This is a genomic window from Amycolatopsis saalfeldensis, from assembly GCF_900110575.1.
GTDB lineage: Bacteria > Actinomycetota > Actinomycetes > Mycobacteriales > Pseudonocardiaceae > Amycolatopsis > Amycolatopsis saalfeldensis.
Genome location: NZ_FOEF01000003.1, coordinates 389,902 through 405,226 on the forward strand (window position 1 = coordinate 389,902; position 15,325 = coordinate 405,226).

The following is a 15,325-nucleotide window of genomic DNA, read 5'->3' on the forward strand; positions in this document are numbered from 1 at the left end:
GGCGTGGTCACGAGCCGCTCCGCACGTACCGGCCCAGCGCGGACAGCGGGAACACCACGCGGTAGAGGTGATAGGACAGGTAGAAGTCGCCGGGGAAGCCGGTGCCGGTGTGCTTCTCCTCGTCCCAGCCGCCGTCCGCGCGCTGCTGTTCGACGAGCCACCGCACCCCGCGCACGGTCGTCTCGGCGTCCCGTTCGCCGGCCGCCAGCAGGGCCAGCAGCGCCCACGCGGTCTGCGACGGCGTCGACTCGCCCCGCCCGGCCCACGCGGGATCACGGTAGGAGCGCAGGTCCTCACCCCAGCCGCCGTCGGTGTTCTGGTGCTCGGCCAGCCAGGTCACGGCGCGGCGGATCCGCGGGTCCGAGCCCGGCATTCCGGCGGCGACCAGCGCGGGCACCGCGGCACCGGTGCCGTACACGTAGTTCGCGCCCCAGCGGCCGAACCACGAGCCGTCGGGCTCCTGGTGCTCCAGCAGCCAGCGCACGCCGCGGCGGCACTCGCGGCTGCCGGTTTTCCCTTCCGCCGCCAGCATTTCGACCACGTGCGCGGTGACGTCCGCGGACGGCGGGTCGATCACCGCGCCGAAGTCGCAGAACGGCAGCTTCGTCGCGAGCACCTGGGTGTTGTCGGCGTCGAACGCGCCCCAGCCGCCGTCGCGCGAGACCATGCCCTCCAGCCACTCGACGCTGCGGTCGATCGCGCCGCGCAGCCGCAGGTGGTCCGGCTTGCCCAGCCGCCGCAGCGCGAGCACGACCTCGGCGGTGTCGTCGGTGTCCGGGTAGCCGTCGTTGGCGAATTCGAAGGCGAACCCGCCGGGCCGGACCGACGGGCGGCGCACCGTCCAGTCGCCCGGCACCCGGATCTCCTCGCCCAGCAGCCATTCCCCGGCCTTGACCAGTGACTCGTCGCCGGGGGAGACGCCCGCGTCGAGCAGCGCGGTCATGGCCAGCGCGGTGTCCCACACCGGCGACTGACAGGCCTCCAGGCGCCGGACGCGGCCGGTGGCCGTCTCCTCGTGGATGGTGAACCCGTCGAGCCCTTCGAGCCCGGCCTTGAGCGCCGGGTGGTCCAGCGGGTAGCCGAGCAGGTGCAGCGCGAGGATCGAGTACACCCACGGCGGCTGGATGCCGCCCCACGACCCGTCGGCCTCCTGCCGCGCCAGGATCCACTCCGCGGCCTGGCGCAGCGCGACCTTGCGGACCGGGTTGAACGGCAGCTTGGCGTAGGCGTGCAGCGCGGTGTCGAGGTGCTGGAACACCCCGTCCCAGCTCCACGGCGGCGCGGTCTTGCGCGGCGGCTTGCCGGCCCGCAGCTCGTCCACGCCGAACGGCAGCTGCCGCACCGGCTTCAGCGTCGCGACGACGGTGAGCGGCACGATCGTCTGCCGCGCCCAGCACGCGAAGTCGTAGACGTTGAGCGGGAACCAGGACGGCAGGAAGATCAGCTCCGGCGGCAGGTTCGGCAGCTCGTCCCAGGACCACAGGCCGAACAGCGCCAGCCAGATCCGGGTGAACACCCGCGTGCCCTCGAGGCCGCCGTGCTCCCGGACGAACTCCGCCGCGGGCACGAGCCACGGCGCGTCGGCCGGGTCGCCCGCCAGCCGCAGCGCGACCCACGCCTCGACCGTGGTCGACAGATCGGCCGGGCCGCCGGGGAAGGTGGCCCAGGTGCCGTCGGCCCGCTGCTGCGAGCGGATCCACCGCGCCGACTCCTCGGCCACCCGCGGGGTGAGGATGCCGAGGAAATGGCGCAGCAGCAGGTCTTCCGCGTCCATCGTGACGTTCGTGGCCAGCTCGCCCTTCCACCAGCTGGCGGCTTCCTGCTCCCCGCGCAGGAAGCCGATGCCCGCGGCCACGGCGTCTTCGGCGGACCGCTTCGGCGCGGAGTCCGAAGTGGACGATTCCGGGACGGTCTGGGTCATCACGCCTCCCGGCCGACGATGAACCGGGCGATCTCGATCAGCTCCGCGCGCGGCCCGGCGGGCAGCCCGGCGATCGCGGTCTCGGCCGTGGCGACGCGGCGCGCGGCTTCGGCCATGGCCCACTCCCGCCCGCCCGCGGACTCGACGAGGCCGGCGACGCGGGCCAGCTCCGTCTCGTCGCCGGTCTCCGCCCCGGCCAGCCAGCCGGCCAGCTCACGCGCGGTGGCCCCGCCGTGCCCGGTCGCGTACGTGATCGGCAGGGACTTCTTGTGCGCCCGCAGGTCCGAGAACACCGGCTTGCCGGTGACCGCCGGGTCGCCCCAGATGCCGAGCACGTCGTCCACCAGCTGGAACGCGAGGCCGATCTCCTCGCCGTACCGGGTCAGCGCCCCGACCACGGCGGCGGGCGCCCCGGCGAGCACGGCGCCGATGGCCGCGCTGCCGGACAGCAGCGCGCCGGTCTTGCCGCCCGCCATGGTCACGCACTCCGGCAGCGTGACGTCGTCGCGCTGTTCGAACGAGACGTCGAGGAACTGCCCGTGGATCAGCCGCCGGGTGGTCTCGGCCAGCAGCCGCCCGGCGGCGATCGCGTGCGGGGAACCGCTGTCCAGCACCACTTCCTGGGCCAGCGCCAGCATCGCGTCACCGGTCAGGATCGCGCTCGGCGCGCCGTAGAGCGACCAGACGGTGGGCCGGTGGCGGCGCTCGGTGTCGCCGTCCATCAGGTCGTCGTGCACCAGGGAGAAGTTGTGCACCAGCTCCACGGCGACCGCGCCGGGCACCCCCGTTTCCGGGGACGCGCCGGCGGCCTGGGCGGACAGCACGGCCAGCGCCGGGCGCACGGCCTTGCCGCCGTTTCCCTGTACTGGCACGCCGTTCGCGTCGGTCCAGCCGAGGTGGTAGGCGCTGATCGCGCGGCTGCTCTCGTCCAGCCGCTCGACGGCCGCGCGCAGGGCGGGTGTGACCGTGTCGCGGCACCGGGCCAGTGAGCCCGGCGCCGCGGGCGCGGCAGTGGGTCGCATGGTGGCGGTCATGCTCCGACTCCCTCCTTCACGTCGTGAATGTGCTCTTCGAGGAGGGCGTTCGCGGCGGCCGCGCCGCTGCGCGCGGCGCCCTCCATGGTCGCGGGCCAGCCGGTGGCGGTCCACGCCCCGGCCAGGAACAGGCCGCGTTCGGCGGTCGCGGCGGGCGGGCGCAGCGACGCGGTTCCCGGGCTGGGCCGGAAGGTCGCGTGGCGTTCGCGGGTGACGAAGAAGTCGAGCACCTCGGCCTGACGGGCTTCGGGCAGCAGGCCGGTCAGCTCGGGCAGCAGCCGCTCGCGCAGGGCCGCGGTCGGCAGGTCGATCAGGCCGTCGGCGGCCGAGAGCGACATTGCCAGGTACTGGCCACTGTCCAAACCGGACTGCCGGGTGCGGTCGAACACCCACTGCACGGGCGTGCGGACCCCGGCCGCGAACGGCTCGTCCAGCACCCGGCGGTCGAGCACCACGTGCACGTTGACGATCGGGGAGCTGCCGAGCCCGCCCGACCAGCCGGGTGGCAGCCGCACGGCGCCGTCCGGGGCGAGCCGTTCGGTCACCGGCGGCGGGGTGGCGAGCACGACCTGCCCGAACCGGTCTTCGCCGCTGTCGGTGCGCACGCGCCAGCCGCGCCCGCACCGTTCGATGGACCGGACCTTGACGCCGGTGCGCACCTCCGCGCCGGCCTCGGCCAGCCGCGCCCGCGCCGGGTCGCCGTGCAGTTCGCTCAGCGGCACCAGCGACCAGCCGATGTCGGCGGCCGCGGGATCGGTGAGCAGGCCTTCCTGGAACACGGTCGCGGCGAGGCTGAGCGACGCGTCGTCCGCCCCGGCGTTCAGCGTCGCGACGCCGACGAGGTCCCACAGCACCTCGATCGCGGCGGCGCTCTGCCCGTGCCGGCGCAGCCATTCGCCGAACGACTGGCGGTCCGTGCGATCGTCGGCCGGGTCGACGCGCTTGAGCGCCAGCGCCGCGAGCGCGAACCGCGCGCGGTCCAGCGGGCGCAGGTGCTCGTACCGCAGCAGCGAAGCGGCCAGGTGCAGGGGAGCGGGCAGGTCGCCGCGGCGCAGCCAGGTCGTCGCGGCCGAGCCCGGGGTGCGGATCGGGATCGCCAGCCGCGGCTGCAGCGCCACCCGGTCGGCGACGCCGAGCCGGTCCAGCAACGCGAGATAAGCCGTGCAGCAGCGCAGGAACACGTGCTGCCCATTGTCCACATGCAACTCGCCACGGGTGAACGAGTGCGTCAGGCCGCCCAGGTGCGGCCGCGCTTCGTACAGCGTCACGGACCGGCCCGCGTCGACGCAGCGCAACGCCGTGGCGATCCCGGCGAGACCGCCCCCGACCACGGCGACTGTGCCTGATGCCGCCTCCGCGGGAGGGAGTGCGTCGGCGGTGCCTGATGCCGCCTCCGGGGGAGGGAGTGCGTCGGCGGGCTCGTTCATCGCGGGCTCCCGAGCAGCGCCCGCACGGCGACCACGGCCTTTTCCCGCCCCGACAAGGAAAGCCGGCGGTCGAACACCCGCGAGGGCTGCTCGTCGATCCGGTCGAGCAGGGTGCGGTAGATGCCGGACATCGCCGTGCAGCAGGCCGCGCTGCGCCGGTCGAGCGAGGGGACCAGGCGCAGGCCGTCGCCGTACCAGTCGCGCGCGCGAGCGGCGGCGTCGTGCACCAGCGCGGTCAGCCCGCCTTCGGGGTCCTGCAGCCGGCCGTCCTCGCCGACGGCCAGCTCGACGCCGAACCGGTCGAGGTCCTCCTTCGGCAGGTAGACGCGGCCGTTGAGCAGGTCTTCGCGGATGTCACGCAGGATGTTGGTCTGCTGCAACGCGATGCCCAGCTGGTCGGCGTAGGTCGCGGCCTCGGGCTCGGGCCTGCTGCCGAACACGCCGAGGCACAGCCGCCCGACCGAGCCCGCCACACACCGGCAGTACTCCACCAGGTCTTCGAACCGCACGTAATGCCGGCCGGTCACGTCCATCTCGACGCCGTCGAGCAGCTCCTCGAACGCGCCGAGCGGGATCGGGTACCGGCGGGCGGCGTCGGCGACCGCGACGTACACCGGATCGGTGCTCGCCCCGAGGTCGCCGAGCGACTTGCGGACGCCGGCCAGCCCGGCCAGCTTCTCTTCGGCCGGCAGGTCGCCGTCGCCGATGTCGTCGACGATCCGGGCCAGCGCGTACACCGCGCACAAGGCGGCCCGCTTGTCCGGTGGCAGCAGCCGGATCCCGTAATGGAAATTGCGCGCTTGCTCCTTGGTGACCTGCGCGCAGTACGCGTAGGCGTCTTCGATCGTCGTGGTCATCCGGACCGCCTCCCCGCCTTCGGTTCACCCTGTGATCCGCCCTGTGATCGGCCGAAGCCCAGCCACACCAGCCAGCCCAGGACCCCGGCCTTCGACGGCCGCGCCGGCCTGCCGAGCACGTCACCGCCGGTCTCGCGGAGGGCATCGACCGCCGCCAGCCCGCCGGCCACGAACCCGCCGACCGCGAGCCGGGCCCAGCCGTGCAGCTGCCCCACCAGCGGAGCGCCGCTGCCCAGGAGGGCCGCGGCGCGGTCGATTTCGAAACGCATCAGCTCTCTGAACTCCCGGGAGCCGCGCGCCGCGCCCAGCTCCGTCTCCGCGACCCCGAATGCGGCCAGGTCCTCCTGCGGGAGGTAGACCCGGCCGTTCGCGAAGTCCTCGGCGACGTCCTGCCAGTGCTCCACCAGCTGCAGCCCGGTGCAGACGCGGTCGGACAGCTGCGCGGCCCGCTCGTCGCGCACGTCGAACAGCCGCAGCACGATCCGGCCCACCGGGTCGGCCGAGAGCCGGCAGTACGCCAGCAGGTCCTCGTACGCCGGATACCGCGTCACGTGCTGGTCCTGCAGGTTCGCCTCGACCAGCCGGCCGAACGGCGCCGCGTCGGCCCGCCCGCCGTGGATCGCCGGCAGCAGGCCGCGGATCACCGGGTGCGTGGGCTCGCGGCCGTCCCAGGCGCCGGCCAGCTCCTCGCCGAACGCCTTGAGCTGGGCCACCCGGTCGCCCTCGGCCTCGTCACCGAGGTCGTCGATCGTGCGCGCGACCGCGTACACGGCCGTGAGGTCGGCGCGGAGTTCCCGGGGCAGCACGCGCAGGGCGACCGGGAAGTTCTCGGCCTGCCGTTTTTCCCGCAAACCGGCGGCCGCGGGCAGGTGACGTCCAGGTGAAGTGGGACTCATCCGCCTCAGTCTCGCTCGCTCGGACGGGCGGCTTCTGCGGCCGGGAGGAGAATTTTCCCGGCTTCGACTTGGCACGAACGGACAAAATGGGGCGAGGATGAACCCGACCGAACCTGTTGACCTGCTATCACTGGGGAAGGGCGAGCTGCGCGCATGGCATCAGACCAGGTGGCCCGGTTGGGTGAACTCGAAACCAAGGTGAGCAGGCGGCTGCCCGCCATCCTGAACGAGGTGCGGGACCTGCTCGTGGAGCAGCACCCCGACTACGCGGCGTTCCTCACCGAGGAGCTGGCGGAGGTCGTCACGGCCAGCGCGGGTTTCGTGCGCCGGCTGATCAGCGTGGCCGAGTCCCCCGAGAACGAGCTGCCCGGGCTGGGCTCCGGCGTCGAGCAGGTGGTGTTCGAGGAGATCGGCCGGACGCAGTACCGGCAGGGCCGCCGGGTGACCAGCCTGCTCGCCGCGTACCGGGTCGGCGCCCGCGTCGCGTGGCGGCACGTGTCCGAGGCGGCGCTGGAGCTGGACGTGCCGGCCGAGCTGTTCGCCTCGCTCGCCACCACGGTGTTCGCACTGGTGGACCAGCTGTCCGAGTCCTCGCTCCAGGGCTACCTGCAGGAGCAGTCGGACGCGGTGCGGGCGCGGGAGAGCCTGCGCGACGAGCTGAGCGAGCTGCTGCTGTCCGACCGCGCCGACCAGGCCGCGGTCCGCTCGGCCGCGGTCCGGGCCGATTGGCGGATCCCGAAGTCGGCGGCCGTCGTGCTGGTCGAGGGCGACAACGAGCTGGGCCGGGAGCTGGTGTCCCGGCTCGACGACACCTGCCTGCGGCTGCGGCGGCCGGGCCTGCTGGTCACGATCGTGCCGGATCCGGCGGGCCCGGGGCGGCGCGCGTGGCTGGCCAGGGCGCTGCGCGGGGCCGGGGCGGTGGTCGGCGCGTCGGTGCCGGTGGACCGGCTGCCCGCGAGCCTGCGCATCGCCGAGGTGACCGCCCGGCTGCGGCGCGACCACCTGCTCAGCGACGACCCCGTGTTCGCCGACGAGCACCTCGACGCCATCATCGTGCACCGCGACGACCGGCTCCTCGACGTGCTGCGCCGCCGCTGCCTGGCCCCGCTCGACGAGCTGAACGACTCGGCCCGCGAACGGCTTTCGACCACGCTCACCTCGTGGCTGCTGCACCTGGGCGACCGCAAGGCCGTGGCCGAGGACCTGCACATCCACCCGCAGACGGTGTCCTACCGGCTCGGCCGGCTGCACACGCTGTTCGGCCCGCAGCTGGACGACCCGGCCACCCGAGCGACGCTGATGCTGGCACTGGCGTGGGGCCCGCCCGGCTCGGACTCGTAAGCCCGGGCCGGCTTCAGCTGGAAGCGCCGAACTTCGTCGCGAGGGCGCGGTAGACGCCGGGGACCGCGCCGCGCAGGGCGACGGGCAGGCGCAGCCAGCGGGGCACGTAGTAGTCGCCGGGGCGGGCCGCGGCGCGCAGCACGGCGGCGGCGGCCCGGTCGGCCGGCACCGGCCGCGGGGTCGTGCGGGTGTAGGGCGTGCCGCGGCGGTCGAAGAACGCCGTCCGGACCACTCCGGGCACGACCACGCCGACGTCGACGCCCGTGCCGTGCAGCTCGTAACGCAGGCTGTCGGCGAAGGCGTCGAGGCCGGACTTCGTTGCCGCGTACACCGCTTCGCCCGCGACGCCGGTGCGGCCGGCGATCGACGTCACGAACACGATCCGGCCTTGGCCCCGCGCGAGCATGCCGGGCAGCAGGGTCCGGGTCAGCTCCAGCGGCGCGGTCAGGTTCACCGCGACCAGCCGTTCCAGCTCGGCGCCGGGCAGGTCCGGCAGCGGCCCGGCCCAGCCGAGGCCGGCGTTGCTGACCAGCACGTCGACCCGCCCGGTGACGGCCGTCGCGCGTTCCGCCAGCCCGGCCGCGGCGCCCGGTTCCGCCAGGTCGGCGTCCAGCGGGGTGCCGCCGGTCTCGGCGGCCAGCGCGGCCAGTCGCGCGCGGTCGCGGCCGTGCAGCAGGACGTGCGCGCCAGCGGCGGCGAACCGGCGGGCCGCGGCCTCGCCGATGCCTGAGGACGCGCCGGTGACCAGGACCGTCGGGCCGGCCGGCCGAGCGGGCATCAGAGCCCCGGCAGCGCGGCCGGGCGCGCCCCCATCCGCAGCACGATGCCCTCGGAGCGCAGCGAGCGCCGGAACCACCACAGCGAGGCGGCGATCGTGATGCCCACCAGCGTGTAGGAGCCCGCGGTGCTGACCATCAGGAAGTTGCCGACGGTGGCCTTGGCCAGCATCAGCAGCGTGCCCGCGCCGTTCACCGCGAAGACCAGGGCCCACAGCAGCGAGACGCGCTGGAAGAAGCGGCGCATGCCGGGGTGGCCGGACAGCGCGTCCGGGAACGCGCAGAAGTCACCGGCCAGGCGCGCGAGCAGCGGCCGGTTGAACGGCGCGGACACCAAGAACAGGCTGGCCACCACGAAGTTCTGTAATGTCGGCTGCAGGAAGTACAGGAAGGTGCTGCCGGTGGCCAGGCCGAGCACGGTGCGGGCGATCAGCAGCGCGGTGGTGAGCAGCAGGACCGCCGGCACGCGTTTGCGCAGGACCAGCCGGGTGACGAGCACGGTGGCCGACCAGCAGAGCGCCGCGAGGACCCCGCTGTCGAAGCTCACCAGCGTCAGGAGGAGGTAGAACAGCCCGGCCGGGATCAGCGTCGACTCCAGCAGATGCCGTCCCCCGCCGAACACGAGGTTGCGGAACGAGGGGAGGTCGATCGTCATGGAGTGTCGCATGCAGCTGAAGTACCTCCGGTACGGGGCAGCCGTCCCCTCGGGGTCACTGAAAGCCCGGTCTTGGGCACCCGGGAGCCGGTGTACTCAGGCGGCCGGGAGTTCCCACAGCATAGGCATGCCGGATGGGGATGGTGTGAGGTGACTGCTCCGTGAGCGCGACCGGGGTGTCGCTGTTCGTGGCCGTCCCGGCCGCGGTGGCCGGCGCCGTCTGCATCGGCCTGGCCAGTGCCGCGCAGGCCAGGGCCACCAAAGAGGTCGAAACGACCAAGCCGCTCGACCTCACGCTGTTCCGCCGGCTGATCGGCAGGCCGCTGTGGCTGATCGGCATCGCCGCCACCCTGCTCGGCCTCGGGCTGCAGCTGGCGGCGCTGGCGTTCGGGCCGCTGCTGATCGTGCAGCCGCTGCTCATCACCTCGCTGATCTTCGCCGGGCTGGCCTCGGCCCGGTTCGAGAAGCGCCTGCCGGACCGCGTGATGGTGGGCGGCTCGGTGCTGTGCGTCGTCGGCCTCGCGGCGTTCATCCTGATCGCCCGGCCCAGCGGCAACGGCGACGTGCTGCTGACCGGCCCGGCCCTTCTGCCGCTGGGCATCGCGCTGGCCGCGGTCACCGCGGCCGGGATGGTGCTCGCCGCGTTCACCGGCTCGGGTTCGCTGCGCACGCTGGGGCTCGCGGTGGCCACCGGAGTGCTCTACGGCCTGACCGCCGGCCTGATGAAGGTGGTCGCCGGCCAGTTCCGGGTGGGCTTCGACGAGCCGTTCCGGCACTGGACGCTGTACCTCGTCTGCGTGATCGGCCCGTTCGGCTTCCTGCTCAGCCAGAACACGTTCCAGCAGGGCCGGTTCCTCACCCCGGCGCTGGCCGTGATCACCGCGCTCGACCCGCTGGTGGGCGTCGCGATCGGGCTGTCCTGGATGGGCGAGTCGGCCAACGGGAGCCCGCTCGCGCTGGCCGGCGAGGCGGCCGCGGGGCTGGTGATCGTGGTCGGCATCGCGCTGCTCGCCACCCGCGCTTCGCACCTGTCCGCCGCGCCGGAGCCCACCGAGGCCGCGGAGCCCGGATCGGACCCGGACGACGGGTACGGTCTGGCCGGATCCACCTGCTGACACCGCGGTGGCCGTGCCGCCGCACCGCACCGGCGAAGGGGGCGCGTTGGAGCGCGTGCTGATCGTCTCGGCGAACATCGGGGAGGGGCACAACGCCACCGGACGCGCGCTGGAAGGCGCCGTGCGGGAGCGCTGGCCCGGGGCCACCGTGCAGTGGCTCGACACCCTCGACGTGCTCGGGCCCGGCGTCGGGCCGCTGCTTCGCCGCACGTACGTGGCGAACGTGGAGAGCACCCCGTGGCTGTACGAGTTCTTCTACACCGCGATCTGGCGGGTCGCCTGGTTCGCCGCCGTGACCCGGCGCCTGGTCGGCGCGTGGTCCGGCCGGCGGCTCGCCCGGCCGGTCGCCCGCTTCGGCCCGGACGTGGTGCTCTCGACCTACCCGATGGCCACGGCGGGGCTGGCCTGGCTGCGCCGCCGGGGCCGGCTGGACGCGCGGATCGGCGCGTGGGTCCCGGATTTCGCGCCGCACCCGTTCTGGGTCTACGGCTCGGCGGACCTCACCCTGGTGATGCACGACGTCGCGGTGGGCCCGGCGCGGCGCTGCTCGCCGTCCGCCGCGGTGGCCGTGTCCGCCCCGCCCGTGCGCGCCGGGTTCCGGCCCGGCGACCGCGCGGGTGCCCGCCAGCAGCTCGGCCTGCCGCCGGAAGCGTTTGTCGTGCTGGTTTCGTGCGGCTCACTGGGTTTCGGCGACCTCCGGAAGACGGTGCTGGAGCTGCTCGGCGCGCATCCGGACGTGCTGCCGGTCGCCGTCTGCGGCCGTAACGAAGCGCTCGCGCGGAAGCTGCGGCGGATCGGCGACCCGCGGCTGCGCGTGCTCGGCTGGACCGAGGAGATGGCCCGCTACACGATCGCCGCCGACGTGGTGGTGATGAACGCCGGGGGCGCGACCGGGCTGGAGGCGCTCGCCTGCGGGCGCCCCGTGCTGATGCACCGCCCGATCGCCGCGCACGGCCGGGCGAACGCCCGGCTGATGGCCGAGGCCGGCCTCGCCCTGGTGTCCGAAAAGGACGGTGAGCTGGCGGCGGCGGTCCAGGCCCTGCTCGCCGAGCCGGACCGGCTCAAGTCGATGGCCGAGGCCGCGACGCGGCACTGCGACTCGGCGACCCCGCTGACGACGGTGCTGGAGTCGCTGGCGGAAGGCCCGCGGAACCCGGCGCCGCAGCGGCTGCGCGCGGAGGACGCGCTGTTCCTCCATGTGGCCACTCCTCAAGTGCCGCAACAGGTCGGGGCCGTCCTGATGCTCGACCCGAAGGCCGACGGCACCCCGGTCACCCACGCCGACGCGGTCCACTTCCTCACCGCGCTGCCCGGCCTGCGCGCCCGCCTGCTGCCCGGCGGCGGCCTGTGGCGCGCGAAGTGGCAGGAGGACCCGGCGCGCGGCGCCGAGGACATCCTCACCGGCTCCGAGGCCGAACCCGGCGCGGACTTCGAGACGGCGCTGACCGCGGAGATGGACGCCTTCTTCTCCGCCGGGGTCACGCCGGAGCACCCGTGCCGCGCGCGGCTGGTGACCGGCCTGGCCGGCGGGCAGGGCGCGTTGCTGATCGCCCTGCACCACGCGGCGAGCGACGGGATCGCGGTGATCGGCGCGCTGGTCGGCCGGGCACGGGGCAAGGCCCCGGTGATCGCGCCGCCACCCGGGCGGACGAACCTCACGCAACGGCTGAAAGCGGTCCGGTTCACGCGACCCCGTTCGGCGGCGAAGTCCGAGGCAGCCCGGCTGGCCCGCGGAGTCTGGGCGCTGGCCCGGGCCGGCACCGCGCCGCGAGTGCGCTGGGAGACCGGGATCGACGGCCCGGAACGGCATTTCGCCCGCGCGCACCTGCCGGCGCCGGAGGTGCGGGCGGCGGCGCGGCGGCTCGGCGTGCCGACCACGGACCTGGTGCTGGCGCTGCTCGCGGAGTCGCTGCACCGCGAACTCGGGGCGGGCGCGCCGGAGCGCGTGCGGGTGCTGATCCCGATGTCCATTCGCGACACCGGCACGTTCCGGCAGCTGGGCAACCACACCGGCGCGGCGTCGGTGGACCTGCCGGCCGGGCCGATGCAGCTGACGCGACGGGTGACCGTGACCCGCGATTCGCTGCGGGACCAGGTCGGCCGGGGCGCCCCGCGCGCGGGCAACGCCGTGGTCCGGGTGCTCGGCGTGCTGCCGCCGTGGCTGCACCGCCGGCTCGCGCGCCTGGTCTACCGCGGCACGTGGTTCAGCGTGATCGCCTCGGTGCTGCCCGGCGCGCGCTCACCGGTGTCGCTGAACGGCTCGCTGATGCGGACCGCCTACCCGGTGCTGTCGCTCGCGCCCGGTGTCCCGGTCGCCGTCGGCGTGATGACCTGGGCCGACCGGGTCACCGTCTGCGTCACGGTCCCCGCCGCGCACACCGCGCGGGGCGACCGCCTGGCCGCCGGGGTCACCGAGGCCTTCGCGGACCTCCAAGCCCTGGCTAGTTGAAGAAGTGCGTCGAAGGCCGGGGGACCTCTTCACCGTCGACGAAAATGTCGAGCTTCTCGTTGTAGAACGAGACCAGCCCGGCGATCGGGGTCATCGCGACGGTCGGGAAGTCGTACGCCCAGGCCAGGTCCTGGTGCAGGGTTCCGCCGGTGCGGATCGACCAGTAGCCGGTGGTGCGGCCCTTGTACGGGCAGGCCGTGACCGTGGTGGTCGGCACGAGGTGGGTGAAGTCGACCTCGGTGCGGTTGAAGTAGTAGCGCGTCGGCAGGCCGGTCTCGAACAGCAACACCGGCGAAGACGACTCCGCGAGCGTCACGCCTTCCAGCGCGACGCGGACGTGGCGGGTCGAGCGCAGCGCGTCCACCCGCGTGTACGGATTGCGCGGGTGCACGAAGACCTCTTCGTCCTCCTCGAACCACGAGTCGAGGGCGGCCCACTCGAAACGCACGTGGCCGGCCAGACCGGAGACGGCGTCTTCGCCGTACACGCGAGCAGCCGCGGGCTTCACGACTTCGCCGACGCGCAGGGCGTGACGGCGGGCGGTGCCGCGCTTGAGCCGCTGCGGGTGGTCCTCGTCGAAGAGCAAGCCGGGCGTGACGTCGGCGACCGGGATGTAGAACTGCGGGTACGGCGGCCATTCCCAGACGTACAGCGCGCGCGTGGTGTCCAGCACCACCCGGCCGCCGAGGGTGGCGCGGATCCGCCGTGGCACCGGCTCCACGTGGTCGGTCTCGGTGATCATCGCCGGGTAACCGGGCATGGCTGCTCCTGGGGAAGTCGTGGAAACGCGAACGGCGCGCGAACCCGGGGTCCGCGCGCCGCTCGTCGGGTCAGGCCGTGGCCCGCTTCGGCAGCTTCCAGCCGGGGCGGGGAAAGTGGCAGGTGTAGCCGCTCGGGTACTTCTGCAGGTAGTCCTGGTGCTCGGGCTCGGCTTCCCAGAAGTCGCCGGCCGGGGTCACCTCGGTGACGACCTTGCCGGGCCAGAGGCCGGAGGCTTCGACGTCGGCGATCGTGTCCACGGCGACCTGCTTCTGCTCGTCGTCGGTGTAGAAGATCGCCGAGCGGTAGCTGGCGCCGAGGTCGTTGCCCTGGCGGTCCTTGGTGGTCGGGTCGTGGACCTGGAAGAAGAACTCGAGCAGGTCCCGGAAGCCGGTCCGCTCGGGGTCGTAGACGACCTCGATGGACTCGGCGTGGTTGCCGTGCCGGCGGTAGGTGGCGTTGGGCACGTCGCCGCCGCTGTAGCCGACCCGCGTGGTCACGACACCGGGCTGGTGGCGGAACAGCTCTTCCATGCCCCAGAAACAGCCGCCGGCGAGAATCGCCTTCTTCGTAGCCATGGGTATCTCCTTACTCGCTCTCGGCGGTGAAGAGGGTCCGGTACGCGCCGTAACCCTCTTTTTCCAGGTCGTTCAGGTGGATGAAGCGCAACGACGCGGAATTGATGCAGTATCGCAGACCGCCCCGGTCGGCCGGGCCGTCCTCGAAGACGTGCCCGAGGTGGCTGTTGCCATGCATCGACCGGACTTCGGCGCGGATCATGCCGAGGCTGAAGTCTTTCTTCTCCACCACGTTCGCCTGCTCGATCGGCTTGGTGAAGCTCGGCCAGCCCGACCGGCTGTCGTACTTGTCCACCGAGGCGAACAGCGGCTCGCCGGAGACCAGGTCGACGTAGATCCCGGGCTCCTTGTTGTCCCAGTAGACGTTGTCGAACGGCCGCTCGGTCCCGTCCTGCTGGGTCACGCGGTACTGCTCGGCGGAAAGGCCGGCGACGGCTTCCGGGTTCCGGCGGTACTGCGCCTGCTGGGACGTCTGTTCGTGGGACACAGCTCTCCCTTCACGGCCTCTCGGCGCGGGCTGGGGAACCAGGTGAAACGCACCTGGACGTGCGGTCATAACGACAATCTACGGCCGTTTTCTATTCCGCCGCCGCGCGGTGGCGGGAGCTGTCGGAGTTTCGTAAGGTATGCCGCCCAGCACGCCCTCGTCCAGGAGGTCGAGCAGGGTGCGCAGCGCGCGGCTCGGCGGCCGCCCGGCGTGGGACGCGGCGGTGAGCGGCCAGGTGAAGTCGAGGTCGGTGAGCGGGACCACGGTGGCGCCGGGCACCGACAGCGGCACGACGTCGGGGATCACCGCGACGCCCAGCCCGGCGGCGACGAAGCTGGGCACCGCGCGCAGGTCCGCCACCTCGACGGTGACCCGCCGCGGCGAGCCCAGCACGGCGAAGGCCCGGTCGACGGCGATCCGGTTGCCGAACCCGCGCGGGGTGTCGACGAAGCGTTCGCCGGCCAGGTCCGCCAGCCCGATCTCCGCCCGCCCGGCCAGCTCGTGGTCCGCGGGGACCAGCGCGTGGTAGGGCACGGCGAGCAGCTCCCGCACGGCCAGCCCGGCCAGCTCGGTTTCGGGCAGGCCCAGCAGCGCCACGTCGAGGCGGCCGTGGCGGATGTCCTCGGCGAGGCCGGTGGAGCCGGTGGTCGACACCGTGACGTGCAGGTCCACCAGCGGGTGCTGGGTGTGGAAGGCGCCCAGCAGCGCGGGCAGGTCGAGCGCGCCGATGCTGCTCATGGTCCCGATCCGCAGGCTCCCGCGCAGGCCGGCGGAGGCCTCCTGCACCACCGAGCGCGCCCGGTCGACGGCTTCGAGCGCGGCCTTGGCCTCCGGCAGGAACGCGCTGCCCGCCGCCGACAGCGCGACCCGGCGCGTCGACCGGTCGAACAGGGTCGCGCCCAGCTCGGTCTCGAGGGTCCGGATCGTGGCGGACACGGTCGACTGCACGGTGAACAGCCGCTGGGCGGCGCGCGTGAAGCTCAGCTCCTCGGCGACCGCGACGAAGTACTCGAGCTGACGGGTCTCCACG

Annotated in this window: 14 protein-coding genes; 3 read left to right on the forward strand and 11 right to left on the reverse strand. The window is 73.7% G+C overall.

The window, feature by feature from the left end:
* Window positions 1–7 precede the first annotated feature (7 nt).
* Genes shc through hpnC form a run of 5 tightly spaced genes read right to left on the reverse strand, consistent with a single transcriptional unit; the run spans window position 8 to window position 6,135 of the window.
* Window positions 8–1,921, reverse strand: a complete 1,914-nt coding sequence (gene shc, locus BMY97_RS09440; RefSeq protein ID WP_091615528.1) for a squalene--hopene cyclase — start codon at window positions 1,919–1,921, stop codon at window positions 8–10.
* Window positions 1,921–2,955 (reverse strand): polyprenyl synthetase family protein, encoded by a 1,035-nt coding sequence (locus BMY97_RS09445; RefSeq protein WP_091615531.1) that lies wholly within the window; start codon window positions 2,953–2,955, stop codon window positions 1,921–1,923. The genes shc and BMY97_RS09445 overlap by 1 nt, the downstream gene beginning before the upstream one ends.
* Entirely contained in the window at window positions 2,952–4,382 is a 1,431-nt protein-coding gene (hpnE, locus tag BMY97_RS09450; protein ID WP_091615534.1) for a hydroxysqualene dehydroxylase HpnE, read from the reverse strand. Before hpnE ends, BMY97_RS09445 begins: the two co-directional genes overlap by 4 nt.
* Window positions 4,379–5,239: a presqualene diphosphate synthase HpnD gene (hpnD, locus tag BMY97_RS09455; protein WP_091615536.1), complete on the reverse strand. Its 861-nt coding sequence runs from the start codon at window positions 5,237–5,239 to the stop codon at window positions 4,379–4,381. Before hpnD ends, hpnE begins: the two co-directional genes overlap by 4 nt.
* Window positions 5,236–6,135, reverse strand: a complete 900-nt coding sequence (gene hpnC, locus BMY97_RS09460) for a squalene synthase HpnC (protein ID WP_091615539.1) — start codon at window positions 6,133–6,135, stop codon at window positions 5,236–5,238. Before hpnC ends, hpnD begins: the two co-directional genes overlap by 4 nt.
* A gap of 168 nt (window positions 6,136–6,303) precedes the next feature.
* Here hpnC and BMY97_RS09465 point away from each other — a divergent pair, with 168 nt between their 5' ends.
* Entirely contained in the window at window positions 6,304–7,476 is a 1,173-nt protein-coding gene (locus BMY97_RS09465; RefSeq protein ID WP_245787257.1) for a PucR family transcriptional regulator, read from the forward strand.
* A 13-nt stretch (window positions 7,477–7,489) separates the two neighbouring features.
* Here the strand turns inward: BMY97_RS09465 and BMY97_RS09470 are convergent, their stop codons facing one another.
* The gene (locus BMY97_RS09470) at window positions 7,490–8,254 is read right to left on the reverse strand and encodes an SDR family NAD(P)-dependent oxidoreductase (protein WP_091615544.1); all 765 of its coding nucleotides are present in this window, start codon (window positions 8,252–8,254) and stop codon (window positions 7,490–7,492) included.
* On the reverse strand, window positions 8,254–8,907 hold the full coding sequence (locus BMY97_RS09475) for a VC0807 family protein (RefSeq protein ID WP_342744015.1): 654 nt from the start codon (window positions 8,905–8,907) through the stop codon (window positions 8,254–8,256). Before BMY97_RS09475 ends, BMY97_RS09470 begins: the two co-directional genes overlap by 1 nt.
* Before the next feature lie 161 nt (window positions 8,908–9,068).
* Between BMY97_RS09475 and BMY97_RS09480 the strand changes: the two genes are divergently transcribed.
* Complete coding sequence (locus BMY97_RS09480) at window positions 9,069–10,022, forward strand: DMT family transporter (RefSeq protein ID WP_245787236.1); 954 nt, start codon at window positions 9,069–9,071, stop codon at window positions 10,020–10,022.
* Between the two features lie 55 nt (window positions 10,023–10,077).
* Window positions 10,078–12,471 (forward strand): WS/DGAT domain-containing protein, encoded by a 2,394-nt coding sequence (locus BMY97_RS09485; protein ID WP_091616258.1) that lies wholly within the window; start codon window positions 10,078–10,080, stop codon window positions 12,469–12,471.
* Here the strand turns inward: BMY97_RS09485 and BMY97_RS09490 are convergent.
* The 4 genes from BMY97_RS09490 to BMY97_RS09505 form a co-directional block, all read right to left on the reverse strand.
* Window positions 12,464–13,231: a DUF427 domain-containing protein gene (locus BMY97_RS09490; RefSeq protein WP_091615549.1), complete on the reverse strand. Its 768-nt coding sequence runs from the start codon at window positions 13,229–13,231 to the stop codon at window positions 12,464–12,466. The genes BMY97_RS09485 and BMY97_RS09490 overlap by 8 nt on opposite strands.
* 70 nt (window positions 13,232–13,301) lie before the next feature.
* The gene (gene msrA / locus BMY97_RS09495) at window positions 13,302–13,808 is read right to left on the reverse strand and encodes a peptide-methionine (S)-S-oxide reductase MsrA (protein ID WP_091615552.1); all 507 of its coding nucleotides are present in this window, start codon (window positions 13,806–13,808) and stop codon (window positions 13,302–13,304) included.
* A gap of 10 nt (window positions 13,809–13,818) precedes the next feature.
* Window positions 13,819–14,295 carry a peptide-methionine (R)-S-oxide reductase MsrB gene (gene msrB / locus BMY97_RS09500; protein WP_218156733.1) on the reverse strand — a complete coding sequence of 159 codons (477 nt, stop codon included), beginning with the start codon at window positions 14,293–14,295 and terminating at the stop codon, window positions 13,819–13,821.
* Between the two features lie 78 nt (window positions 14,296–14,373).
* Window positions 14,374–15,324, reverse strand: a complete 951-nt coding sequence (locus tag BMY97_RS09505; protein ID WP_091615558.1) for a LysR family transcriptional regulator — start codon at window positions 15,322–15,324, stop codon at window positions 14,374–14,376.
* Window position 15,325: the final 1 nt, after the last annotated feature.

Excerpts from the sequence above, each read along its gene's own strand:
- hpnC (WP_091615539.1), bottom strand. The coding sequence starts at position 6,135 with ATGAGTCCCACTTCACCTGGACGTCACCTGCCCGCGGCCGCCGGTTTG.
- shc (WP_091615528.1), bottom strand. The coding sequence starts at position 1,921 with ATGACCCAGACCGTCCCGGAATCGTCCACTTCGGACTCCGCGCCGAAG.
- msrA (WP_091615552.1), bottom strand. The coding sequence starts at position 13,808 with ATGGCTACGAAGAAGGCGATTCTCGCCGGCGGCTGTTTCTGGGGCATG.
- BMY97_RS09475 (WP_342744015.1), bottom strand. The coding sequence starts at position 8,907 with ATGACGATCGACCTCCCCTCGTTCCGCAACCTCGTGTTCGGCGGGGGA.
- hpnE (WP_091615534.1), bottom strand. The coding sequence starts at position 4,382 with ATGAACGAGCCCGCCGACGCACTCCCTCCCCCGGAGGCGGCATCAGGC.
- hpnD (WP_091615536.1), bottom strand. The coding sequence starts at position 5,239 with ATGACCACGACGATCGAAGACGCCTACGCGTACTGCGCGCAGGTCACC.
- BMY97_RS09445 (WP_091615531.1), bottom strand. The coding sequence starts at position 2,955 with ATGACCGCCACCATGCGACCCACTGCCGCGCCCGCGGCGCCGGGCTCA.
- BMY97_RS09470 (WP_091615544.1), bottom strand. The coding sequence starts at position 8,254 with ATGCCCGCTCGGCCGGCCGGCCCGACGGTCCTGGTCACCGGCGCGTCC.
- BMY97_RS09490 (WP_091615549.1), bottom strand. The coding sequence starts at position 13,231 with ATGCCCGGTTACCCGGCGATGATCACCGAGACCGACCACGTGGAGCCG.